We start from the raw sequence: 17777 nt of genomic DNA on the forward strand, positions 1-17777 counted from the left end.
AAGGCCCCAGCCGAAACACCGCCCTGCGGTACCCAACCCGCGAATATCAGACTGACCGCGCGTCGACCTGACACGCCGCCCCGGACACCCAACCCGCGTGAACGCAGAGGCGCCGCCGACAACCCAGCCGGCGGCGCCTCACCCTGCCCACTTGACAGGATGCGACTACATATCAGTCGAACCAGGGGTCGAGGCCGTGCAGCGGGAAGACCGCCTCGCGCGTGGCCATGATCGCGCGGTCCACGTCGCTGTGCGGGTTGTAGCCCATGTCCCAGGGCTGGTGCCAGATCGGCCCCTCTGCCGGGTCCAGGTCGCCCATCCGCCGGGGCCCCTCGCGCCCGTAGGCCGTCCGCACGTGGTCGAGCCAGTCGGCCGGCACCTCGGCGGTGAGGGGCACCGGCCGGTGCGCCGCGATGGCGGTCAGGTGCGTCCACGTGCGGGGCACGACGTGGACGAGCTCGTAGCCCCCACCCCCCAGCGCCACCCAGCGCCCGCCGCAGACCTCGTGCGCGAGCCGGTGCAGGGCGTCCGCGGCGGCACGCTGGGCGTCGACCGAGAGGGCCAGGTGGGCCAGCGGGTCCTGGACGTGGGTGTCGCAGCCGTGCTGCGTCACCAGCACGTCGGGACGGAAGGCGCGGACGAGGGGCAGCGCGGTCGAGTGCAGGGCCCGCAGCCAGGGCGAGTCCCCCGTCCCGGGGGGCAGGGCCACGTTGGCGGCCGACCCCTCGGCCCCGGGCCCGCCGGTCTCCGACGGCCAGCCGGTGCCGGGGAACAGCGCCCGCCCCGACTCGTGCACCGAGATCGTGAGCACCCGCGGGTCGTCCCAGAAGATGCTCTGCACCCCGTCGCCGTGGTGGACGTCGACGTCGACGTACGCCACCCGCTGCGCGCCGTGGTCGAGCAGCCAGCGGATGCCGACCGCGATGTCGTTGTAGATGCAGAACCCCGAGGCGTTGCCCGCCATGGCGTGGTGCAGGCCGCCGCAGAAGTTGACCCCGTGCTCGGCGCGGCCCTCCCAGACGTCGGCACAGACCTGCCGGGTGCCCTCCACGACCCGCGCGCTCGCCTCGTGCATGCCGCGGAACGCGGGGTCGTCGTCGGTCCCGAGCCCGCGCGAGGTGTCGGCCGCACCGGGGTCCACGGAGGCCTCCCGGACCGCCTCGACGTAGGCCGGCTCGTGCACGCTGGTGAGCAGCGCGTCCTCGGGTGGCTGCGGCGAGAAGACGTCGACGCCCTCGGCGTCGAACACCCCGAGGGCGTCGCACAGGCGTGCGGTGAGGTCGAGCCTCGCGGGGTTCATGGGGTGCCCGGGCCCGAAGTCGTACGCGGTGAAGCCGGGGTCCCAGACCACCCGCACCTGTGAGGGCATGCCGGCACGCTACCCGCCGGAGCAGGCCCGGGCATCCTCCGGTCCCCGGTGCGCCGACGGTGCGGCATACGGCGGGAGAACACGCGGTAGCGTTCCCCCGTGGCGAAGAAGCTGTACGAGGACGACGTCCTGGTGATCGGCCTCGGCCGGTTCGGCGGGGCGGTGGCCGTCGAGCTGCAGCGCCTGGGGCACACGGTCGTGGCCGTCGAGGTCGACCCGGTGCTGGCGGAGTCGTTCCTCGGCAAGGTCTCCAAGATCGTCCAGGCCGACGCCACCCAGCCGGCTGCCATGGCCCACCTCAAGGCGCGCAGCTTCAAGCTGGCCGTGGTCGGCATCGGCTCCTCGGTCGAGGCCAGCGTGCTGTGCGCGATGAACCTCGTCGACGCCGGCATCCCCACGATCTGGGCCAAGGCCCTCACCCCCGAGCACACCCGCATCCTGGAGCGGATCGGCGTGCACCACGTCATCACCCCCGAGGCCGAGAGCGGCCGCCGGGTCGCGCACCTGCTCAACGGCAAGCTGATGGACTACATCGAGTTCGACGACGGCTTCGCCATCGTCAAGATGCGCCCGCCGCAGGAGGCCATCGGCTTCACGCTGGCGCAGAGCGCCATCCGCTCGAAGTACGGCGTCACCGTGGTCGGCGTGAAGTCCCCCGGCGCCGACTTCACGTATGCCGTGCCGGAGACCAAGGTGAGCGGGCACGACACCCTCATCGTGAGCGGCCCGACGTCCCTGATCGAGCGGCTCGCGTCCCGCCCCTGACCCCGGCCTCGAGGGGGTCGAGGCAGGGGGGAACCGACGCGGGGTCGGGTCGGGTGGTGCTCAGCGCAGGGTCGGCACGCCGCGGTCGTCCCCGAGCGGCAGGACCATCGCGATCTCGTCCTCGTCACCGTCGCTGACCCGCATCGGCCGGCGGGTGTCCGTGGGGCGGAACCCGAACCCGCTGGCGAAGGCGACCGCCCGGCCGTTGTCCGTCCCGACCCAGTACGCGAGGTGGCTGCGGCCCTGGGCGCGGGCCGTGTCGGCGCCGGCCTGCACGAGCTGGGTCGCCACCCCGGTGCCCCGTGCAGCCGGGCGCACCCACAGGCCGAACAGCTCGGCCACCCGTTCGGGGGCGTCCTCGGCGTGCCCCACGCTCGCCACCCCCACGGCCTGCCCGTCGGCGTCCTGCGCCAGGAGGCGCTGCGAGCGGCGCATCCGCAGCCGCCAGAGCTCCTCGTCGTACCCCTGCTCCTGCGCGAGGGTCGCCGCGAAGGCCTCGGGCGACTCCTCCAGGGCGGCCAGCCGGACGGAGCGGTAGGTCTCCCACTCGTCCTCGGTCAACCCCCGCACGGTGATCTCGCTCATGCGCCCCACTCTCGCATGCACCGGGTCCGCGAAGTCAGATGGGTTCGCCCAGAGTTCACCAAGATCGAGCCCCGTCGCCACCGAGCACGAGCTCCATCTCCAGCTCGGTGATGGTGGGGTCGTGCGGCATCACGCTGGTCCGACCGGTGGGTACGAAGCCGATCCGCTGGTACAGCGCGCGGGCGGGGGCGTTCTCGTGGGCCACCTCGAGCAGCACCCGGGACAGGCCCTCGGCCACCGCCGAGTCGAGCACGGTGCGCACGAGCCGCTCCCCCACGCCCCGGCCGCGGGCCGCGGGGTCGACCCACATCCCGACCAGGACGCACTCGTCCCCGGGCTGGTCGGGCAGGCGGAAACGCGCCACGGACCCGAGCGGGCGGTCGCCGTCCAGCGCGAGCCAGGTGTGCGACTGGGCCACCATCCGACGCCACTCCTCGTCGCTGCGGGCGGCCGCCTCGGCATACGTCGTCCCGAAGGCGCGCGGCGCGTCCTGGAGCATGGCGAGCCGGACGTCCCGGTAGTTGCGCCAGGTCGACCCGTCGACGCGGACGACCCGCACCTCCTGCGTGGTGGTCTCAGTCATGGCCGGACGCCAGCTCGTGCGAGCGACGGGCCGCAGCCTCCATCGCCGAGATGAAGGCGGCCCGGACCTTGTGGTCGTCGAGCGTGCGCAGCGCGGCCGCGGTCGTGCCGCCCGGGGAGGTGACCTGCTCGCGCAGGACGGTGGGGTGCTGGCCGGTCTCCCGGATCATGGTGGCCGCGCCGAAGAGGGTCTGGACGACCAGCTCGGTGGCGGTGGGGCGTGGCAGCCCCAGGACGACGCCGGCCTCGATCATCGCCTCGACGACGTAGAAGATGTATGCCGGTCCCGAGCCGCTGATGGCGGTGACGGCGTCCTGGTGCTTCTCGGCGACCTCGACGACCCGGCCGCACGAGCGCAGCAGCTCGGCCGCCTCGGCCAGGTGCGGGGCGTCGGCGCTGCGGCCGCCGCTGATCGCGGCCATCCCCTGGTCGACGAGCGCGGGCGTGTTGGGCATGACGCGCACCACCGCGACGCCTTCCGGCAGCCGGCTCTCGAGGAACGACGTCGGTATGCCGGCGGCGAGGCTCACGACGAGGTTGCCCGGCTCGACGTGGTCGCGGATCTCCTCGACCAGGCCGGCCATGTCCTGCGGCTTCACGACCAGGACGAGCGTGTCGGCGGCCTCGGCCGCCTCGAGGTTGGACATCGCGCGCACGCCGTAGCGCTCGACGAGCTCGTCGGCGCGTTCGGGGCGCCGCGTGGTGACCACGAGGTCGGACACGCTGCGCCCGGACCGGACCAGTCCCGACAGCAGGGTCTCGCCCATGACGCCGGCGCCGAGGATCGCGACAGTAGACATGACGCCAGTCTCGCAGCCGGGCGGCGGCCGGCGCCCCTCAGTTCCTGGTGACGAGACCGCGCAGGAAGAAGGCGGTGTTGGCGGGGCGCTCGGCCATCCGGCGCATGAGGTAGCCGTACCACTGCTCGCCGTACGGCAGGTAGACCCGCATCTGGTCGCCGCGGTCCGCGATCCGCTTCTGCTCCTCGGGCCGGATGCCGTAGAGCATCTGGTACTCGAAGGTCGTGGCCTCGCGCTCGTGGTGCGCGGCGAGCGCGCCGGCGATCTCGATGAGGCGCGGGTCGTGGCTGGCGACCATGGGGTAGCCCCCGCCGCCCATGAGCACCTTGAGGCACCGCACGTAGCTCTGGTCGACCTCGGAGCGGGACTGGAAGGCGACCGACTCGGGCTCCTTGTAGGCCCCCTTGCACAGCCGCACGCGGCTGCCCTCGTGCGCCAGGTCGCGGCAGTCCGCCTCGCTGCGGCGAAGGTAGGACTGGATCACGGCACCGACCCATGGGAAGTCCTGGCGCAGCTCGCGCAGCGTCTCCAGCGTGGCGTCGGTGGTGGTGTGGTCCTCCATGTCGAGCGTCACCGTCGTGCCGGCGGCAGCCGCGGCCTCGCAGATCTCGCGGGCGTGCTCGAGGGCGATCTTGTCGCCGTCGCCGGGCAGGTACTGGCCGAGCGCGGAGAGCTTGAGGCTCACCTCGCCCATGCCGTGCTGCGACAGGTCGGCGTCGGCGAGGGCCCGCAGCAGCGCGAGGTAGGCGTCGCGGGTGCGGATCGCCTGGGTCAGGTCGGTGGTGTCCTCGCCCAGGTAGTCGATCGTCGCCAGCCGGTTGGTGGTGCGCAGCTCGGCCGTCGCACGGACGACGTCCGCCGTGCTCTCGCCGGGGATGAACCGGTGCACGACCTGGCGGCTGACCGGCGCCTTCTCGACGGTGCGCCGGACGGCGTCGCTCTTGGAGAGCTGGAGCAGGCTGTTGCGCAGCAGGTCACTGGCGTCCACGGGGTTCCTTTCGGGCGGGCCGCCGTCAAGGTTAGTGGTGGGCGGCCTCCTCCACGACCGCGGGCCTCAGGCCGTGCGCCGGCGCAGGGTGAGGCTGCCGAGGACCAGGGCGAGGACGACCCACAGCGCGATGACCGCCGCGTCGGACGCCACGTCCCCGCCGGGGGCGGCACTGGTGGTCACCGACTTCATGGCGTCCACGGCATACGACAGGGGCAGCACGTCCGAGACCCACCGCAGCACGTCGGGCATGCTGTCGCGGGCCACGAGCAGGCCGCAGAGCAGGAACTGCGGCAGCACGAAGGCCGGCATGAACTGCACCGCCTGGAACTCCGTGCGCGCGAACCCGCTCGCGAGCAGGCCGAGCGCGGTCCCCAGGACGGCGTCGAGGACGGCCACGACGACGAGCAGCCACAGCGACCCCGCGACGTCGAGCCCGCAGACCCACACGGCGAACGCGGTGGTGACCAGCGCCTGGGCGACGGCCATGACGCCGAAGGCGATCGCGTAGCCGAGCATGAAGTCGCCCTTGCCCATCGGCGTCGTGAGCAGCCGCTCGAGCGTGCCGGAGGTGCGCTCGCGGAGGGTGGCGACGCTGGTCACGACGAACATCACGATGAACGGGAAGACGCCCAGCAGGGCGGCCCCGATGGAGTCGAAGACCGGCGTGCCGCTGAAGACCCAGGCGAGCAGCCCCATGAGGACGAGCGGCACCACGAGCATCAGGGCGATCGTGCGGTGGTCGGCGCGCAGCTGGGCCAGGACCCGCCCGGCGGTGACGGCGGTGCGGCGCAGGTTCATCGGGCGGCCTCCTCGGCTCGGTCGATGAGGGCGAGGAACGCGCCCTCGGCGTCGTCGGCGCCGGTGCGGTGGCGGAGCTCCTCGAGGGTCGCGTCGGCCAGCACCTCGCCCTCGCGCAGCAGCAGGAGCCGGTCGCACCGGGAGGCCTCGTCCATGACGTGGCTCGACACGAGCAGCGAACGGCCCTGTGCCGCAAGGCGTCCGAACAGGTTCCAGAGGTCCCGGCGCAGCACCGGGTCGAGCCCCACGGTCGGCTCGTCGAGGACGAGCAGCTCGGGGTCGTCGACCAGTGCCGCGGCCAGCGACACCCGCGAGCGCTGGCCTCCGCTCAGCCGCCCCACGAGGACGTCGGCGTGGCTCGTCAGGTCGACGGCCTCGATGGCCGAGTCGACGGTGGCCCGGTCGGCGCCCAGGACGTCGGCGAAGTAGCGGACGTTGGCCCGCACGGTGAGGTCGTCGTAGACGCTCGGCGACTGGGTGACGTAGGCGACGCGCCGGCGCAGCGACGGCGAGCCGGCCGGTTCGCCCAGCACGCGCACGTCCCCGGCAGCCACGACCTGCACCCCCACGATCGCGCGGATCAGCGTGGACTTGCCGCTGCCGCTGGGCCCGAGCAGCCCCACCACCTGGCCGGCGGGGATCCGCACGGAGAGGTCCGGCAGGACGGTCCGTCCGCCGCGCACCACCCGGAGGTGGTCGATCTCGATGGCGTTTTTCATCATGCGTTGAATATAACTCCGTGCCCCGCCGGCGACAAGGGCCCCACGCCCGGCGATCCGCAGACGGACCGGGGCCCCGGCGGCACTCGAGGTCAGGGCACGAGGTAGCGCTGCAGGCCGGGGCCGACCCACGCCACGAGCTCGTCGTGGCTCGCGGCGACGACGGCCGGGAACTCCACGACGTAGCGCATCATGGCCACTCCGATCATCTGCGAGGCGGCCAGCCCGGCCCTCAGCTCGAGGTCCTCGGCGCAGACGCCGTCGGCAGCCAGCGCCTGGGTCACCCGGCCGAAGATCTCCCGGGTGAGGAACTCGCGCAGCATGCGGGTGGCCTCCTCGTGGCTCACCGCCGACCGGATCAGCGCCTGGAACCGCGGCCTGCCCTCGGGCGAGTCCCAGACCCCGAGGAAGGTGCGCACGAGCGCGGCGCCGACCTCCTCGCGCGGCCCGGCGAGAACCCGGTCGACCAGCGCGACGGGGTCCACCGGGACGTCCATGACCGCCGCGAACAGCTCCGGCTTGCCGTCGAAGTAGTGGTGCACCAGCGCCGGGTCCACCCCCGCCCGGCGGGCGATGGCCCGCAGCGAGGTCGCGTCGTAGCCGGCCTCGGCGAACTCGACCCGCGCCGCGGTGACGATCCCCGCCTTGGTGTCCGCGCCGCCCGGACGGCGCCCGCGCGGGCTCACCGGTCCCCCACCGTGGGCCTCACCGGGAGCCGCATGGGGCTCTCACCGGCGGCCGTCATCGCGTTCTCACCGGCAGCCCTCATCGGGACCTCACCGAGCCCTCACCGGGCGTCGCCGGGGAGGGCGCGGCGAGGTGCAGGCGGGCGAAGGCAAGCGCCTCGGCGAGGTCCACCTCGCGCTGCTCGGGCGCGACGCGGCGCGTCCCCACCTCGACGACGACGGCTCCGGCGAAACCGCGGGTGGCCAGCAGCTCGAGGAACTCGGCGCAGGGCTGGGCGCCGCGGCCAGGCACCAGGTGCTCGTCCTTGAGCGACCCCAGGCCGTCGGCGAGGTGCACGTGCCGCAACCGGGCCCCGAGCGCCCCGGCCATGGCCATCGCGTCGGAGCCCGCGGTGGCCGTGTGGGAGAGGTCGAGGGTGACGTTGTCGTACGCCTGTGGCACCGGGTCCCAGTGCGGCAGGTAGGCCTCGAACTCCCGCTGCCGCGCGCGCCACGGGAACATGTTCTCCACCGCCAGCGCCACCCCGCTCTCGTGCTCGCGCACGGCGATGCCCTCCACGAAGTCGCGGGCATACTCCTTCTGCCAGCGGAACGGCGGGTGCAGCACGACGGTCGAGGCGCCGAGCTCCCGGGCCAGCTCGATCGAGCGGTCCACCTTGGTCCACGGGTCGGTGCTCCACACCCGCTGGGTGAGCAGCAGCGTGGGGGCGTGCACCGACACGACCGGTATGCCGTGCAGCTCGGACAGCGCCGCGATGGCGCCGGCCTCCTGGGAGACGGGGTCGGTCCAGACCATCACCTCGACGCCGTCGTAGCCGAGCCGCGCGGCGGTCGCGAACGCCGAGGCGCACGACTCGGGGTAGACCGATGCGGTCGACAGGGCCACCGTGGCACCTGGGATCGACACCGCTGCGGCCATGTCCCGAGCGTACCGAGCGGTCCCCGCACGGGCCCGGGCCGCCGCCCACGGAGCGTGCCCGGACGCGGGGAGAGCGGGCCCCGGCGCGGGGAGGACGCCCCGGCGCAGGGACTGCGGGCGAGCCCCGTCCCGCGGCTCAGCGCATGGCGTCGAGGCGGTCGAGCAGCAGTCCCTCCCGCAGCGCCCACGGGCAGATGTCGAGGCGCTCGAGGCCGAGCAGGTCCATGGCCGCCTCGGCGACGAGCGCGCCCGCGAGAAGCTGCCGCGAGCGCTCGCGCGAGACGCCAGGGAGCTGGGCCCGCTGCGCGGCCGTCAGGGGCTCCACCCGGGCCACGATGGCGGTGACGTCGTCGCGCCCGAGCGAGCGCGGCGCGTACGGCCCCTCGCTGCTGGGCGCGGCCCCCGCGATCCGCGCCAGCGAGCGCATCGTCTTGGAGGTGCCGACCGCGCGGTCCACCGGCCCCACCTTGCTGATCGGGCGCACGGCCGACGCCATCCGCTGGCGCACCTGTCGACGCACCTCGCGGACGACCTCGGGCGGGGGCGGGTCCTCGTACAGCAGGTCGCGGGTGAGCCGGCCCGCCCCCAGCGGCAGGCTGACGGCGGCGTCGGGGTCCTCGTCCATGCCGGCGGCCAGCTCGAGCGAGCCGCCACCGATGTCGACCACCGCGAGCGTCCCGCTGGACCAGCCGAACCAGCGCCGGGCGGCCAGGAAGGTCAGCCGCGCCTCGTCCTCCCCGGAGAGCACCCTGAGGTCGATCCCCGTGTCGGCGCGCACGCGCTCGAGCACCTGCTCGCCGTTCGGCGCCTCGCGGATCGCGCTGGTGGCGAACGCCATCACCTCCTCGACCCCCTGGTCCTCGGCGACCGTGAGGCACTCGCGCACGAAGCCCGCCAGCGCCTCCTCCCCCGAGTCGGCGATCCGGCCGTCGTCGAGGACGTGCTCGGAGAGCCGCAGCTCGATCTTGTGCGACGTCGCCGGCAGCGGCTGCGCGCCGCGGTGGGCGTCGACCACGAGCAGGTGCACGGTGTTGGACCCGACGTCGACCACTCCGAGGCGCATGGGCCGACGGTAGACCCGGGTAGGCGCGCTCACGCGCCGACGACCGCCCGGTGGTCATGATGGGGGATGCCCTCCGCACCCGGCCCCCGGACCGACGAGCGCGCGCAACGGTCCCCGGTGGCCGACCGCGTGTGGCCGCGGACCGCGGCCCTGGTCCTCCTCGGCTGGGTGCTGCTCGCGTGGGACGTGTTCGCGGCCGGGATCAACACGGCACCGTTCTTCGGCGACATCCCGTCGCGGGACCGCTACGCCGAGTCAGGCGCCACCCTGCTGACCGCGCTGGTGCCGGTGCTGCTGCTCTGCACCATCGGCCTGTTGTCGCGCTGCCGGTCCGGGCTGCTGGCCCTGCTGGTCCCGGCGCTCCTCGTGGCGGTGGCTGGCGCCGACATGGCGGGCAGCCCGGGCGACCCCGCCGACCCGGACCCCGACCGGCCCTTCGCCGCCGCCGACCTCGTCTCGGACCTGACGAGGCTGAACTGGACCGCGACCGGCATCCTCGTCGTGGTGCTCGCGGTCGTGGTCGTCCACCACGTGCGCCGGTCCGCAACGCGGCCCGATCCGCAGTCAGGACAACGGCGCGACGTAGGGTGACCGCGTGGCAGAGACCCCGCTCGACACCGCCCGGATCTGGGTGGAGTTCACCGACCCCGACGACAGCGACCAGCGGTTCCGCTGCGACCTGACCTGGCTCACCTCGAGCTGGACGTGCATCTTCGGCAGCGGCTGCCGCGGCATCTACGCCGACCGGCCCGACGACGGCTGCTGCACCCTCGGGGCGCACTTCACCGACGACGACGACGTCAAGCGGGTCAAGCGGGTCGTCAAGGAGCTCGGCGCGGACGAGTGGCAGCACCACCCGGGCTCGACCAAGCAGGCCGCCTGGACGGAGGTCGAGGACGACGCGCTCAAGACCAAGGTCGTCGACGGCGCCTGCATCTTCCTCAACCGGCCCGGGTTCCCCGCCGGCGCGGGCTGCGCCCTGCACCAGCACGCCGTGCTCACCGGCAAGGCGCCGCACACGGTCAAGCCCGACGTGTGCTGGCAGCTGCCCATCCGCCGCACCTACCGCAAGGTCGAGCTGCCCGACGGGTCCTCCTGGCAGGAGGTCACGATCACCGAGTACGACCGTCGCGGGTGGGGTCCGGGGGGCCACGACCTCGACTGGTACTGCTCGGCCAACCCCGAGGCACACGTGGGCCGGGAGCCCGTCTTCCGCAGCAACAGGGGCGAGCTCGTCGAGCTCATGGGCGAGGGGGCGTATGCCGAGCTCGAGCTGCGCTGCGAGGCCCACCTCGCGAGCGTGAAGGCGGCGCAGAACGCCTACTCGCGCAAGATGCTGCCGCTCCTGGTCCACCCGGCGACGCTCGCCGCCCAGGACGCCGCGCGCAACCGCCGGTGAGCGACCTGCCCGGGCCCACGCGCAGCCCGAACATCTGGGACAGCCCGGACGTCTACGAGCTCGAGAACCTCGGCGCCGACCGGGCGGGCCTGGTCGAGGCCGCGATGGCCGAGCACCACCCCTTCGAGGGCGCCGACCTGCTCGACGTCGGGTGCGGCAGCGGCTTCCACCTGCCCCGCTTCCTCGCCCTCGGGTGCGCCTCGGTGCTCGGCGTGGAGCCGCATCCTCCCCTGGTCTCCCTTGCGCGCCAACGGGTTTCCGGTACGCCGCGGGTGCGCGTCGAGGAGGGCGTGGCCCAGGCCCTGCCGCTGCCGGACGACTCCGTGGACATCGTCCACGCGCGCTGGGCGTACTTCTTCGGGGCCGGCTGCGAGCCCGGCCTCGCCGAGGTGGAGCGGGTCCTGCGACCCGGCGGCACGGCATACGTCATCGACAACGACGCCACGCGCTCGACGTTCGGGCGCTGGTTCGCCCGCGCCTACCCCGGCTACGACGCCCTTGCGGTGCAGCGGTTCTGGACCCGGCAGGGCTGGCAGCGCCACCCGCTCACGATCACGTGGGAGCACGACAGCCGCGAGGACCTCGAGGCCGTGGTGCGGATCGAGTTCCCGGAGACCGCCGCGGAGGGCATCCTCGCCGAGCACGAGGGCACGTCCGTCGACTACGCGGTCAACCTGTGGTGGCGCCGCTTCTGAGACCGGCGCAGGATGTGGGGCACCGCAACCAAGGGAGGTTCCCCATGACCGGTTCCATCGCCAGGGCTCAGACCGAGGTCGCTGCCACCGCGCAGCGGGTGTGGGAGGCGCTGACCGACCCCGACCAGGTCGCGCAGTACATGATGGGCAGCCGGGTCGAGACGGACTGGCAGGTCGGCAGCCCGATCACGTGGTCGGGCGAGATGGACGGCAAGCCCTACCAGGACAAGGGCGAGGTGCTCAGGGCCGACCCGGGCTGGCTGCTCGAGGTGACGCACTACAGCCCGCTCATGGGCGGCGAGGACCGGCCGGAGAACTACCACACCGTCCGCTACGAGCTCGCGCAGTCCGACTCCGGCACGGTCGTCACGCTCACCCAGGACGGCTGCACCGACGAGGAGCAGGCCGAGCAGTTCTCCCAGAGCTGGCAGGGCATGCTCGACGGCATGAAGCGGGTCGTGGAGGGCGGCTGAGCCGGGTCGATGGTCCCTGCCCCGGTCCGCGCCGGGCTCCTAGCGTGGGAGGGGACGAAAGGGGCCCGCCGTGTACGACATCACCCTCACCCACGAGAGCGGTCGCCGGGTTGCCGTGACCTCCTACCAGGCGCGACCCGAGGAGATCGGCCCCAAGGCGCAGCAGACCTTCGCCGCAGTGGCGGCACACCTCGCGCGCGTGGGGGTGCCCGTGGGCGGGCCGGCCGTCTCCTGCTACACGATGGGGCCACAGGTGTTCGAGGTCGCGTCCGGGTTCGTCGTCGGCGAGGACTTCGAGCCCGGCGAGGGCGTGGAGGAGTGCAACCTGCCGCCGTGCGAGGTCGCGACCACCACCCACGTCGGGCGGTACGAGGACCTGGGCCAGGCGTACGAGGCGCTGCGCTCGGGCGTGGCCGCCCAGGGCCGGCGGCTGGCCGAGGACGGCATCATGTGGGAGGAGTACTGGAGCCCGCCCGGGACGCCGCCCGACCAGGTCAAGACCGTCATCAGCTGGCCCGTCGCTCCCCGCGAGGGCTGAGCCTCACGAGGGCTGAGCCCGCGAGGGCTGAGCCCATGAGGGCTGAGCCCTGCGCGGCGCGGGCGGGGCGCCTGCGGACCGCTGTCGGCCCCGCCCCGTAGGTTCGGGGCCATGGCGGTGAAGACGAAGAGCTCCGGCGGGTACCGCTGTTCGGAGTGCGGCTGGGGCACGGTCAAGTGGGTCGGCCGCTGCGGGGAGTGTCAGGCGTGGGGCACCGTGGGCGAGGTCGGCGCGGTGAGCGTGCGCACCACGGCGGCGACGCGGGTCGACCGGCCCGCGCTGCCCATCGGCCAGGTGGACGTGCGGCGTGCCGAGGCGAGGCCGACCGGGGTCGGCGAGTTCGACCGGGTCCTCGGTGGCGGCCTCGTCCCCGGCGCCGTCGTCCTCGTCGCCGGGGAGCCGGGCATCGGCAAGTCCACGCTGCTGCTCGACGTCGCGGCCCGGGCGGCCCGCCAGGAGACCGGCCGCACCGTCCTCTACGTCACGGGCGAGGAGTCGGCCGCCCAGGTCCGGATGCGGGCCGAGCGGATCGAGGCGATGGCCTCGACGCTCTTCCTCGCCTCCGAGACCGACCTGGCCACCGTGCTGGGCCAGGTCGAGGCGATCCAGCCCGACCTGCTCGTCGTCGACTCGGTGCAGACCATCGCCAGCGGCGAGGTCGAGGGAGCCGCCGGCAACGTCAGCCAGGTGCGCGAGGTCGCGGCGTCGCTCATCGCCGTGGCCAAGGCCCGGGGCATCGCCACCCTGCTCGTCGGCCACGTGACCAAGGACGGGTCGATCGCCGGGCCGCGCGTGCTCGAGCACCTCGTCGACGTCGTCGTGCAGTTCGAGGGCGACCGGCACTCGCGGCTGCGGCTCGTGCGCGCGGTCAAGAACCGCTACGGCCCCACCGACGAGGTCGGGTGCTTCGACCTGTCCGACGTCGGCATCGTCGGGCTCGCGGACCCCAGCGGCCTGTTCCTGTCGCGCAACACCCTCTCCGTGCCCGGCACCTGCGTCACCGTCACGCTCGAGGGCCGCCGTCCGTTGATGACCGAGGTCCAGGCCCTCGTCGCGAAGTCCGAGATCCCCACGCCCCGGCGCGCGACGAGCGGCCTGGACTCGGCCCGGGTCGCGATGATCGTCGCGGTCCTGGCCAAGCGGGCTGGCGCCCCCATCGGTGGCAGCGACGTCTACCTCTCCACCGTGGGCGGGGTGCGGCTCACCGAGCCGGCCTCCGACCTCGCCGTGGCGCTGGCGATGGCCAGCGCGGTCAAGGACGCGCCGCTGCCGACCGACGCGGTCGCGTTCGGCGAGCTCGGCCTGGCCGGCGAGCTGCGCCCGGTCACCGGCATCCCCCGCCGGTTGGCGGAGGCGGCCCGCCTCGGCTTCGGCACGGCCTACGTGCCGGCGGGCACGGCCGGCAACGGCCCGGCGCCCGAGGGCATGACCGTCGTGGAGTGCCCGGACATCCGCTCCGCGGTGCGCGCCGCGCTGCAGTCCCCGCCCGGATAGACTCCCGCCAGACCGACCGGCAGAAACAAGGGGCCCTGAGTGGAACTTCGCGAGGACGATGCGCTGCGCGCCACCCTCGCCGCCGTGGCACCCGGCACCGAGCTGCGGGACGGCCTCGAGCGGATCCTGCGCGGGCGCACCGGCGCCCTCATCGTGCTGGGCCACGACCGGGTGGTCGAGAGCCTGTCGACCGGCGGCTTCCCGCTGGACGTCGAGTTCTCGGCGACGCGGCTGCGCGAGCTGGCCAAGATGGACGGCGGCATCGTCCTGGACCAGGAGGCCTCGCGGATCCTGCGCGCGGCGACCCAGCTGGTCCCGGACCCCTCGATCGAGACGAGCGAGTCGGGCACGCGCCACCGCACGGCCGAGCGCGTGGCCAAGCAGACCGGGTACCCGGTCATCTCCGTGAGCCAGTCGATGCGGATCGTCGCGCTCTACGTCGACGGGCGCCGGCACGTGCTCGAGGACTCCAGCGCGATCCTGTCGCGCGCCAACCAGGCCCTGCAGACCTTGGAGCGGTACAAGGCTCGCCTCGACGAGGTGACCGGGACGCTGTCGGCCCTGGAGATCGAGGACCTCGTGACCGTCCGCGACGTCGCGAGCGTGCTGCAGCGCCTGGAGATGGTGCGCCGGATCCGCGACGAGATCTCCGGCTACGTCGTCGAGCTCGGCGTCGACGGCCGGCTGCTGACCCTCCAGCTCGAGGAGCTCACCGGGGGCCTGGGCAACGACCGCGAGCTCGTCATCCGCGACTACCTCCCCGAGGCGCGAGCCGAGCTCACCCTCGAGGAGGCGATGGAGGCCCTCGAGGCGCTCACGTCCACCGAGCTGCTCGACCTGTCCGCCGGGGCCAAGGCCGTCGGCTTCACCATCGGCGGCGACGCGCTCGACTCGGCCGTGAGCCCGTGCGGGTACCGCCTGCTGAGCAAGGTGCCGCGCCTGCCGGGGGCGATCGTCGACCGGCTCGTCGACCACTTCGGGAGCCTGCAGAAGCTGCTGGCCGCCAACCTCGAGGAGCTCATGGACGTCGAGGGCGTGGGCGAGGGCCGCGCCCGGGCGGTCCGCGAGGGCCTGTCGCGCCTCGCCGAGTCGAGCATCCTCGAACGCTACGTGTGACCCGCTCGGCAGCCCCCGAGCTGCTGCACGCCCGCGTGCTCCCCTGGTATGCCGCGAGCTCCCGTGACCTGCCGTGGCGCCGGGACGACGCGACCGCCTGGGGTGTGTTCGTCTCGGAGGTGATGCTGCAGCAGACCCCGGTCGTCCGGGTCCTGCCCGTGTGGCAGGAGTGGCTGGCGCGCTGGCCCGCCCCGGCCGACCTGGCCGCCGAGGCGCCCGGAGAGGCGGTGCGCGCCTGGGGGCGGCTCGGGTACCCCCGGCGGGCCCTGCGGCTGCACGCGGCGGCGACCGACATGGTGGCGCGGTTCGGCGGCGCCGTCCCGGGCACCGAGGCGGAGCTGCTGACCCTGCCCGGCGTCGGCACCTACACGGCGGCCGCCGTCGCCACCTTCGCCTTCGGCGAGCGCACGACCGTGGTCGACACCAACGTCCGCCGGGTGATCGCCCGGGTCGTCGAGGGGGTGGAGTACCCCGCACCGTCCCCGACCCGGGCCGAGCTCGTCCGCGCAGGAGATCTCGTCCCCACCGCGCCCGAGCAGGCGCGCACCTGGAGCGTCGCGGTGATGGAGCTCGGCGCCCTCGTCTGCACCGCACGCACCGCGCGCTGCGACCAGTGCCCGTTGGCCGACCTGTGCGCGTGGCGGCTCGCGGGCCACCCTGCCCACACCGGACCGGCACGTCGTGGGCAGTCGTGGCACGGCACCGACCGGCAGCTGCGCGGCCTGCTCCTCGCAGCCCTGCGGCGCAGCCCCGACCCCGTGCCGCGATCGGTCCTGGAGTCGGTGTCGGACGACGTGGTCCAGCGTGAGCGCTGCCTGGACTCGCTGGTGGCCGACGGACTGGTCGAGCCCCTCGACCACGACCTCTTCGCGCTGCCGGGCCGGCGTCCGTCCGCATGAGCACCGGTCCCCGGCCCGCGGGGGGCGACCGCCCGGACGCGAGGCACCGCAACACCGAGGGGCTGCGGCGCGGAGCCGCACGAGCGGGCCGGGCGATCGGCCGCGGCACCGTGGCAGGAGCCCGCCGGGCGCGCGCGTACACCGCCTCCGCCGGCGCGGGCGAGACCGGGCTGGCACGGCTCATCGAGCTGCACTTCGTCAACCTCATGGGCGACGCCGCCCTCACGGTCTCGCTCGCCGGCACGATCTTCGCGATCCCCACGGACGAGGCCCGTGGCCAGGTGGCGCAGTTCCTCGCCCTCACCATGGCGCCCTTCGCCCTGCTGGCGCCGTTCATCGGGCCGCTGCTCGACCGGTTCAGGCACGGACGCCGGTGGGCCATCGGGACCACGCTGGCCCTGCGCGCGTTCCTCTGCTGGGTGCTCGCGGGGGCCGTCGCCGAGCACTCGGCATGGCTGTTCCCCGCCGCGCTCGGCTGCCTCGTCGCCTCCAAGGCCTACGGCGTGACCCGGTCGTCCGCGGTGCCCCGCCTCCTGCCGGCCGGGTTCAGCCTCGTCAACGCGAACTCGCGCAGTGCGCTCGCAGGCGTGGCCGGGATGGCCATCGGCGGCGGCCTGGCCGGCGCGGCCGCGCAGGTCGGCCCGGAGTGGTCGCTGCGGCTGGCGTTCCTCATCTACGTCGTCGCGACGATCCAGGCGATCCGGCTCCCGGCGCGCGTCGACTCCAGCGTGGGCGAGCGCGACATCGCCGACACGGTGCCGCTGCACCTGCCGCCTGCCGCCGGGCACGAGTCCAGGGGCGGCCCCTTCCGGCGAGCGCGGGCCCGGGTCGCCGCCCTTCCGGCGACGGTCCTGGCGGCTCTGTGCAGCGCCATCGGCTCCCGGCTGCTCGCGGGCTTCCTCACCCTCTTCATGGCCTTCCTCATGCGGGAGAACCCGATCCCCGGCCACAGCGGCACCGTCGTGCTCGCGCTGGTCGTGGGCGCCGCCGGTGCGGGCAACGCCCTGGGCACGGTCGCCGGCAACGCGTTGCGACGCCGGCGGCCGGACGTCATCGCGGCCGTGGCGCTCATCGCCGACGTCCTGGCCTCCCTGGCGGCGGCCGTCTTCTACTCGCTCGGCACCCTGCTCGCCCTCGGCCTCGTCGCCGGGCTCACCACCCAGCTCATCAAGCTCAGCAGTGACGCGGTGGTGCAGCGGGACATCGACGAGTCGGTGCGGACCAGGGTCTTCGCCTGGTCGGAGACCGTGCTCCAGATCGCCTGGGTGGTCGGCGGAGGCCTCGGGATCGCCCTGCCCCTCGTGCCGCAGCTGGGGTTCGGTGTCGTCACCGCCGTCCTGGTCCTCGTGCTCGCGGCTTCGGTCCGCATCCGGATGCGGGCGCACCCTCGCGCGAGCGGGTGGACGCCCGCCTGACGCGCGACTGTCAGCCGGTCCTGCCACGGTGGGGGTCCCGACGTCCGCGAGGAGGAGTGCCGTGACCGACGACCTCACACCCGAACCACGCCCGCACCTGACCGGGTGGCTCGGCACCGTGCTGAACACCCCGGACCCCCGGAAGCTGGCTCGCTTCTACCGCGACCTGCTCGGGTGGCCGATCGGCACCGACGACCCCGAGTGGTGCACGATCCGCGTCCCGGGCGCCCGGGCCAACCTCGCCTTCCAGCGCGAGCGGGCCTACCAGCACCCCACCTGGCCGGCTCGCCCGGGCGACCAGCAGATGATGCTGCACCTCGACGTGGGCGTGCACGACCTCGCGACCGCCGTTGGGCACGCGGAGGCGGCCGGGGCGACGGTGGCCGACTTCCAGCCGCAGGAGGACGTCCGGGTGATGCTGGACCCCGACGGCCACCCGTTCTGCCTGTACCTCGACCGGGACTGAGGGAT

Annotated in this window: 21 protein-coding genes; 11 read left to right on the top strand and 10 right to left on the bottom strand. The window is 73.9% G+C overall.

Annotation, left to right across the window (positions count from 1 at the left end; translation table 11 throughout):
* Positions 1-172: 172 nt before the first annotated feature.
* Positions 173-1369, bottom strand: a complete 1197-nt coding sequence (locus tag ACYVDO_RS05145; protein ID WP_460933428.1) for an acetoin utilization protein AcuC — start codon at positions 1367-1369, stop codon at positions 173-175.
* Positions 1370-1468: 99 nt separating this feature from the next.
* Between ACYVDO_RS05145 and ACYVDO_RS05150 the strand changes: the two genes are divergently transcribed.
* Complete coding sequence (locus ACYVDO_RS05150) at positions 1469-2134, top strand: potassium channel family protein (protein WP_460933430.1); 666 nt, start codon at positions 1469-1471, stop codon at positions 2132-2134.
* Between the two features lie 60 nt (positions 2135-2194).
* On the opposite strand, the gene ACYVDO_RS05155 is transcribed toward ACYVDO_RS05150, so the two are convergent.
* The 9 genes from ACYVDO_RS05155 to ACYVDO_RS05195 form a co-directional block, all read right to left on the bottom strand.
* Positions 2195-2719: a GNAT family N-acetyltransferase gene (locus tag ACYVDO_RS05155; RefSeq protein WP_460933432.1), complete on the bottom strand. Its 525-nt coding sequence runs from the start codon at positions 2717-2719 to the stop codon at positions 2195-2197.
* A 55-nt stretch (positions 2720-2774) separates the two neighbouring features.
* Positions 2775-3302 (bottom strand): GNAT family N-acetyltransferase, encoded by a 528-nt coding sequence (locus tag ACYVDO_RS05160; protein WP_460933434.1) that lies wholly within the window; start codon positions 3300-3302, stop codon positions 2775-2777.
* Positions 3295-4101 (bottom strand): pyrroline-5-carboxylate reductase, encoded by an 807-nt coding sequence (proC, locus tag ACYVDO_RS05165; protein ID WP_460933436.1) that lies wholly within the window; start codon positions 4099-4101, stop codon positions 3295-3297. The genes ACYVDO_RS05160 and proC overlap by 8 nt, the downstream gene beginning before the upstream one ends.
* A 37-nt stretch (positions 4102-4138) precedes the next feature.
* Positions 4139-5089, bottom strand: a complete 951-nt coding sequence (locus ACYVDO_RS05170) for a proline dehydrogenase family protein (RefSeq protein WP_460933438.1) — start codon at positions 5087-5089, stop codon at positions 4139-4141.
* A gap of 66 nt (positions 5090-5155) precedes the next feature.
* Positions 5156-5890, bottom strand: coding sequence for an ABC transporter permease (locus ACYVDO_RS05175; RefSeq protein WP_460933440.1), 735 nt, complete (start codon positions 5888-5890; stop codon positions 5156-5158).
* Positions 5887-6612, bottom strand: a complete 726-nt coding sequence (locus ACYVDO_RS05180; RefSeq protein ID WP_460933442.1) for an ABC transporter ATP-binding protein — start codon at positions 6610-6612, stop codon at positions 5887-5889. The genes ACYVDO_RS05175 and ACYVDO_RS05180 overlap by 4 nt, the downstream gene beginning before the upstream one ends.
* A gap of 89 nt (positions 6613-6701) precedes the next feature.
* Positions 6702-7295, bottom strand: coding sequence for a TetR/AcrR family transcriptional regulator (locus ACYVDO_RS05185; RefSeq protein WP_460933444.1), 594 nt, complete (start codon positions 7293-7295; stop codon positions 6702-6704).
* Between the two features lie 79 nt (positions 7296-7374).
* Entirely contained in the window at positions 7375-8214 is an 840-nt protein-coding gene (locus ACYVDO_RS05190) for a sugar phosphate isomerase/epimerase family protein (protein ID WP_460933446.1), read from the bottom strand.
* A gap of 136 nt (positions 8215-8350) precedes the next feature.
* Complete coding sequence (locus ACYVDO_RS05195) at positions 8351-9277, bottom strand: Ppx/GppA family phosphatase (protein ID WP_460933448.1); 927 nt, start codon at positions 9275-9277, stop codon at positions 8351-8353.
* A gap of 66 nt (positions 9278-9343) precedes the next feature.
* On the opposite strand from ACYVDO_RS05195, the gene ACYVDO_RS05200 reads away from it, so the two are divergent.
* From ACYVDO_RS05200 to ACYVDO_RS05245, 10 genes are all read left to right on the top strand, one after another.
* On the top strand, positions 9344-9868 hold the full coding sequence (locus ACYVDO_RS05200; protein ID WP_460933450.1) for a hypothetical protein: 525 nt from the start codon (positions 9344-9346) through the stop codon (positions 9866-9868).
* Positions 9869-9872: 4 nt separating this feature from the next.
* A complete protein-coding gene (locus tag ACYVDO_RS05205; protein WP_460933452.1) occupies positions 9873-10676 on the top strand; it encodes a hypothetical protein in 804 nt (267 codons plus the stop codon).
* A complete protein-coding gene (locus tag ACYVDO_RS05210; protein ID WP_460933454.1) occupies positions 10673-11371 on the top strand; it encodes a class I SAM-dependent methyltransferase in 699 nt (232 codons plus the stop codon). The genes ACYVDO_RS05205 and ACYVDO_RS05210 overlap by 4 nt, the downstream gene beginning before the upstream one ends.
* A gap of 44 nt (positions 11372-11415) precedes the next feature.
* Positions 11416-11844 carry an SRPBCC family protein gene (locus ACYVDO_RS05215; protein ID WP_460933456.1) on the top strand — a complete coding sequence of 143 codons (429 nt, stop codon included), beginning with the start codon at positions 11416-11418 and terminating at the stop codon, positions 11842-11844.
* 70 nt (positions 11845-11914) lie between these two features.
* Positions 11915-12382, top strand: coding sequence for a GyrI-like domain-containing protein (locus tag ACYVDO_RS05220; protein WP_460933458.1), 468 nt, complete (start codon positions 11915-11917; stop codon positions 12380-12382).
* Positions 12383-12493: 111 nt separating this feature from the next.
* Entirely contained in the window at positions 12494-13876 is a 1383-nt protein-coding gene (gene radA, locus ACYVDO_RS05225) for a DNA repair protein RadA (protein WP_460933460.1), read from the top strand.
* Positions 13877-13915: 39 nt separating this feature from the next.
* Positions 13916-14992 (top strand): DNA integrity scanning diadenylate cyclase DisA, encoded by a 1077-nt coding sequence (disA, locus tag ACYVDO_RS05230; protein WP_460933462.1) that lies wholly within the window; start codon positions 13916-13918, stop codon positions 14990-14992.
* A complete protein-coding gene (locus ACYVDO_RS05235) occupies positions 14989-15891 on the top strand; it encodes an HhH-GPD family protein (protein ID WP_460933464.1) in 903 nt (300 codons plus the stop codon). The genes disA and ACYVDO_RS05235 overlap by 4 nt, the downstream gene beginning before the upstream one ends.
* Positions 15888-17306 carry an MFS transporter gene (locus tag ACYVDO_RS05240; protein WP_460933466.1) on the top strand — a complete coding sequence of 473 codons (1419 nt, stop codon included), beginning with the start codon at positions 15888-15890 and terminating at the stop codon, positions 17304-17306. Before ACYVDO_RS05235 ends, ACYVDO_RS05240 begins: the two co-directional genes overlap by 4 nt.
* 61 nt (positions 17307-17367) lie before the next feature.
* Positions 17368-17772, top strand: a complete 405-nt coding sequence (locus ACYVDO_RS05245) for a VOC family protein (protein WP_460933468.1) — start codon at positions 17368-17370, stop codon at positions 17770-17772.
* Positions 17773-17777: the final 5 nt, after the last annotated feature.

Source organism: Phycicoccus ginsengisoli (assembly GCF_054779295.1).

Coding starts and splice junctions, on each gene's coding strand:
- ACYVDO_RS05145 (WP_460933428.1), bottom strand. CDS start 1,369: ATGCCCTCACAGGTGCGGGTGGTCTGGGACCCCGGCTTCACCGCGTAC.
- ACYVDO_RS05155 (WP_460933432.1), bottom strand. CDS start 2,719: ATGAGCGAGATCACCGTGCGGGGGTTGACCGAGGACGAGTGGGAGACC.
- ACYVDO_RS05160 (WP_460933434.1), bottom strand. CDS start 3,302: ATGACTGAGACCACCACGCAGGAGGTGCGGGTCGTCCGCGTCGACGGG.
- proC (WP_460933436.1), bottom strand. CDS start 4,101: ATGTCTACTGTCGCGATCCTCGGCGCCGGCGTCATGGGCGAGACCCTG.
- ACYVDO_RS05175 (WP_460933440.1), bottom strand. CDS start 5,890: ATGAACCTGCGCCGCACCGCCGTCACCGCCGGGCGGGTCCTGGCCCAG.
- ACYVDO_RS05180 (WP_460933442.1), bottom strand. CDS start 6,612: ATGATGAAAAACGCCATCGAGATCGACCACCTCCGGGTGGTGCGCGGC.
- ACYVDO_RS05190 (WP_460933446.1), bottom strand. CDS start 8,214: ATGGCCGCAGCGGTGTCGATCCCAGGTGCCACGGTGGCCCTGTCGACC.
- ACYVDO_RS05195 (WP_460933448.1), bottom strand. CDS start 9,277: ATGCGCCTCGGAGTGGTCGACGTCGGGTCCAACACCGTGCACCTGCTC.
- ACYVDO_RS05200 (WP_460933450.1), top strand. CDS start 9,344: ATGCCCTCCGCACCCGGCCCCCGGACCGACGAGCGCGCGCAACGGTCC.
- ACYVDO_RS05215 (WP_460933456.1), top strand. CDS start 11,416: ATGACCGGTTCCATCGCCAGGGCTCAGACCGAGGTCGCTGCCACCGCG.
- radA (WP_460933460.1), top strand. CDS start 12,494: ATGGCGGTGAAGACGAAGAGCTCCGGCGGGTACCGCTGTTCGGAGTGC.
- ACYVDO_RS05240 (WP_460933466.1), top strand. CDS start 15,888: ATGAGCACCGGTCCCCGGCCCGCGGGGGGCGACCGCCCGGACGCGAGG.